At 53.6% G+C, this 3,975-nt stretch carries 3 protein-coding genes; all 3 read right to left on the bottom strand.

Annotated features, from left to right (window positions below):
- Window positions 1–1,138: 1,138 nt before the first annotated feature.
- On the bottom strand, window positions 1,139–1,402 hold the full coding sequence (locus ACMTNU_RS20155; protein WP_413937087.1) for a hypothetical protein: 264 nt from the start codon (window positions 1,400–1,402) through the stop codon (window positions 1,139–1,141).
- A 487-nt stretch (window positions 1,403–1,889) separates the two neighbouring features.
- The gene (locus ACMTNU_RS20150; RefSeq protein ID WP_413937086.1) at window positions 1,890–2,543 is read right to left on the bottom strand and encodes a response regulator; all 654 of its coding nucleotides are present in this window, start codon (window positions 2,541–2,543) and stop codon (window positions 1,890–1,892) included.
- The coding region (locus tag ACMTNU_RS20145; RefSeq protein ID WP_413937085.1) for a PAS domain S-box protein at window positions 2,540–3,975 on the bottom strand (1,436 nt) is incomplete at its 5' end. The genes ACMTNU_RS20150 and ACMTNU_RS20145, both read right to left, overlap by 4 nt.

Genomic DNA, 3,975 nt, shown 5'->3' with positions numbered 1-3,975 from the left:
GTTCCATGTGCGTAGTATCGCATAAACAGTGTCAGTAGTGTTAACAGGCCCTAGTCTGCCTTGTTTCCCTTTCAGGTCGGACAAGGAAAGGGTAAGGGCTGTTGGAACCTACCCTGCTGCAGAGCTCACCAGGTGATTCTACAAACAGACCATACGCAGACACACCAGGTCCCATCCCGACCACCCTCTGATCATCAGCCGAGATGGGTCACCTTAGCGCCGTTGTTACAGCCTATACGGGAAGACGCACAGTGTACTACTACTGGCTTTTCTTCCACACAAACAGGCCACCAACAAACAGCACGAGCATCACGATGATGAACATGATGAGAGTATCCATAACTACTCCTTTCGTTCGGACCCGTCACGCAACGAACTCAGTAGAAAACAGCATACCCCCTAAGGAAGGAGACCGATGGACATCTTCCCCCTGAACTAAGCTGCATGAGACATCAACAGGGTTTGACGTCAAACAACAACTCGGCCCACCGCACCTTTGGGAACCAATGTCGGGCCTATATTTATTCAGCTCATAATCCAGTGTCAAGTGTATTGTATACAATATTGCGCCTCTCTGTAGAGAACCGATGTTGCGAGCGCCTCTGGATAACGTCAAGCTGTAAGTATATGAAAATACAATCTACTTCCATAACTGACTTCACGAGGGACACACATTCTCCTCTCCGGGAGTAGACCTTGATCAACCCAGTTGAGACTCTACCAACTTCTTCTTCTCTGCATTTTCTTGAGTTCAATTGAATGTCGGCTATCTCAAGACCATCCCCTCCATAACTGCAGAAAGTGCAGATTCAGCGTCGTATTTCTATCTACCCAACAACGATACTCAAGGCAATATTCATCAAGACTGTGGAGCCCTATGGATTGAGAACCATAGTCCCTTCACGTCTTGGGAGGACACCCGCTGCACGTTCTTCCACAGCCTGCCTGCTGTAGTTTCCCCGCGAGTCGGATAAACAAGTTGCCCTAGAAACCAGTATTGGGACTGGAACCCCTCCGTGCTGTGCAACTCCTACCAAGAGGAAGACCAAATGGTTCATCCACGCAATAGCCCGCGTGGAAGTTTTGAGCCTACGTTGCCCGGAAGAATGTGAAGAGGAAGGGGTACACTCTTGTTGGCTTACGACGAAGCCTTTTGCACAGAACTCTGCTGCGATACAGCCTGCGGTGATTCACTGAACGCGGGATAAACCTGGATCATATATGTCCTGTCCGGATCCAATGCGACACGGACCATGCCGGTCTTGTTCAGGTAGTCGATTGCTAAATAGACTTGATTCCAAGTCAGGTCAGGGCAGAGTCCTACGACCTCTTCCATCGAGCAGTCCTTGCCGTACTCCTCTAACGCAAGATGTACCCGCTCTATGATTGCTGCTACCAGCATGGTACCTCCTCAACAAACAGAGGTGGGTCCACTAGATCCCTTTGCGTATCTCCAGTAACACCCCAACCTGCACGACTCTGCATAGCAATAGTTGCAGACCGTCAACCACACAGTGTCGTACTAGAATATATACTTGGCCGTTGGTGGAACTGTGAACTAGGGAAGTCACTAGTAAAACACAAGGATCTTACTAGCTGGACGGCGATTGATTCGGGATACGCAATATCTCTGCGTAATCTGCGTGGACTCCAACGTCGCTGAGCCGAGAATCCGTCCTGGGGATCGGCAATGTCCACCTAAATAGTGTACGCATTGTTCATGACGGTTCGTGGGGAAACCAGCTGGATCGCGCATTTCGTGAAACGTCGCACGTGAAGCGTATCTCGTTCCGGATGAAGGCGCTTCACACTTCACGAACGACGAGCGACGCATATTTTCGCATCAGCGGATTGGCGATTGCAGCAGAAGAGTGATGAATAGTGCCGGACTAGGAGGAGACGCTGACAAGGCCTTCGGCGATCGCGTACTTGATTAACTCGGCAGTGGAATGCAGATTGAGTTCGCCCATCATCCTGAATTTGTGAAACTCCACGGTCTTCACTGAGATATTCAGGATGGAGGCAATCGTCTTTGTCCCCTTCCCCTCAGCAACAAGCTGCAAGACTTCGCGTTGGCGCTGAGTCAGCGCGCTGACTAGCGGCTTGGTTAATGGACTATCTACCGACTGAAGCGTGGCAGCCAACACGTCCTTGGTAATGAGTGGGGTCATATAGTGCTGGCCTCGCATGACGGCCTGGATCGCCTGCTTGAGCTCCACGGCTGCCGAGCGTTTTATGAGGTACCCTGCGGCCCCCGCTTTAAAGGCTTCCGTGGCATACGTCGGGGTTGCGTGCATGGTGAGGAAGATCAACTTGCTCTCCGGTACCAGTTTGGTCAACTGACGAGCCGCATCCAATCCGTTCAGGAGCGGCATAGAGATATCAAGCAACACAATATCAGGCCGAAGCTCTTGAGCAGCCTCGACCAGCGAGCGCCCATCTTCCACCATCCCCACCACCTCACCCTCGGCTTCGACCAGCTTCCGGAGCCCAGCCAGAACAATCGCATGATCATCCGCCATCAAGATACGTGGCCGTTTCATGGGGTTGCCACCTCACAGGGTACCCAGGCACAGACCTTGGTCCCTCCCTCCGGTTGAGACTGAATCTGAAAATACCCGTGCAGTTGTCGTAACCGTTCCTCCATACTGCTCAACCCTAACCCCCGCTGGAGGGCTTGATGATCACGGAGATCAAACCCCTTACCGTTGTCCGCCACGGACAACCCGACGCCTTTTGATGACCCTCGGAGCTGGACCGTCACCACCGTCGCGTGGGCATGCTTGACCACATTTTGTACACTTTCCTGCATGACGCGGAAGAGACAGGTCGCATGATCAAGCGAAATCGCAGCGGGCACTCCCGAGATCTTGAGAGAAATGGGTAGCCCTGCTCGACGAGACACCTGCTGCACATGATCCTCGACCGCAGGACAGAGTCCGGCATGTTCTAGGAGCGAGGGGTGCAGCCGATACGCGAGGGTGTGCACATCATCGGACAACTGCTCCAGCTGCTCTCGGATCGGTGCAAGCGCTTGACCACACTCCCCTAAGGCAGAAGCCGGATGTTGTTCCAGCGAGGCCACTTCCAATACCAAGGCAGCCAAGCGTTGACTCACATCATCATGCAGGTCTCGAGCGATACGTTGACGCTCTCGTTCTTGGGCGTTCAACAGCTTAGAGGTCAGCTCCTCCAATTGCACCTGTTGCTGGTGCAGATCCAGCTGGTTACGATGCAACGTCTCGTCCGCACTCTTGCGTTCCGTCACATCACGATTGGATTCCAATGCGTAGTCCGTTCCGCCGTACATGACTTGCACCAGCCGACTCTCCACAATCACCTGACGCCCATCCTTGGTGACATGGGACAGCTCACCGGACCACCGACCGTCTCGGACCAGGCAGGCTTCCCTGTCTGCAACCGTCGGCAACGGATTCGTCATCAGCAGTTCATGGCTCTTGCACCCGATCACCTCATGCGATCGCCAACCGTAGAGCTCTTCAGCCCCACGATTCCAATACACGATCCCGCCACCGATCTTCCACGCCAAGATCGCATCGCTGGAGTGGTTCAACATGTCCGCCTGCTGTTTGAGCAGCTCTTCCGTCTGCTGACGCTCGGTAATGTCGACGGCCACCCCACCGAACAAGGCCGGCTCGCCCTGGTGATCAACGATGGGGAACTTACTGACAAGGGCGTGGCGAATCTCTCCCTGTTGAATGAATGATTCGACGGTGTGCAGCGGAACTCCGGTTTCCTGTACCGTCCGATCGTTGCGCTCATACGGTTCGGCCACATAGGCCGGCCACAACTCCTGAGCAGTCTTTTCCTTCCAGTCTCTGCCCTCCAGTAGGGATTCTTGGAAGAGGCGATTCACATACAGATAGCGACCCTGAGCATCTTTGATCCACGCAAAGCCGTGCAAGTGATCCATAAAAGAAGCGAACCGGCGCTCGCTGATTTTCAGCGCCTCCT

The organism is Nitrospira sp. BLG_1 (assembly GCF_047338595.1).
GTDB lineage: Bacteria > Nitrospirota > Nitrospiria > Nitrospirales > Nitrospiraceae > Nitrospira_D.
Note: the sequence above shows the minus strand (reverse complement) of the source record. Positions and strands in the feature narration are given on the sequence as shown.

Excerpts from the sequence above, each read along its gene's own strand:
- ACMTNU_RS20155 (WP_413937087.1), bottom strand. The coding sequence starts at position 1,402 with ATGCTGGTAGCAGCAATCATAGAGCGGGTACATCTTGCGTTAGAGGAG.
- ACMTNU_RS20150 (WP_413937086.1), bottom strand. The coding sequence starts at position 2,543 with ATGAAACGGCCACGTATCTTGATGGCGGATGATCATGCGATTGTTCTG.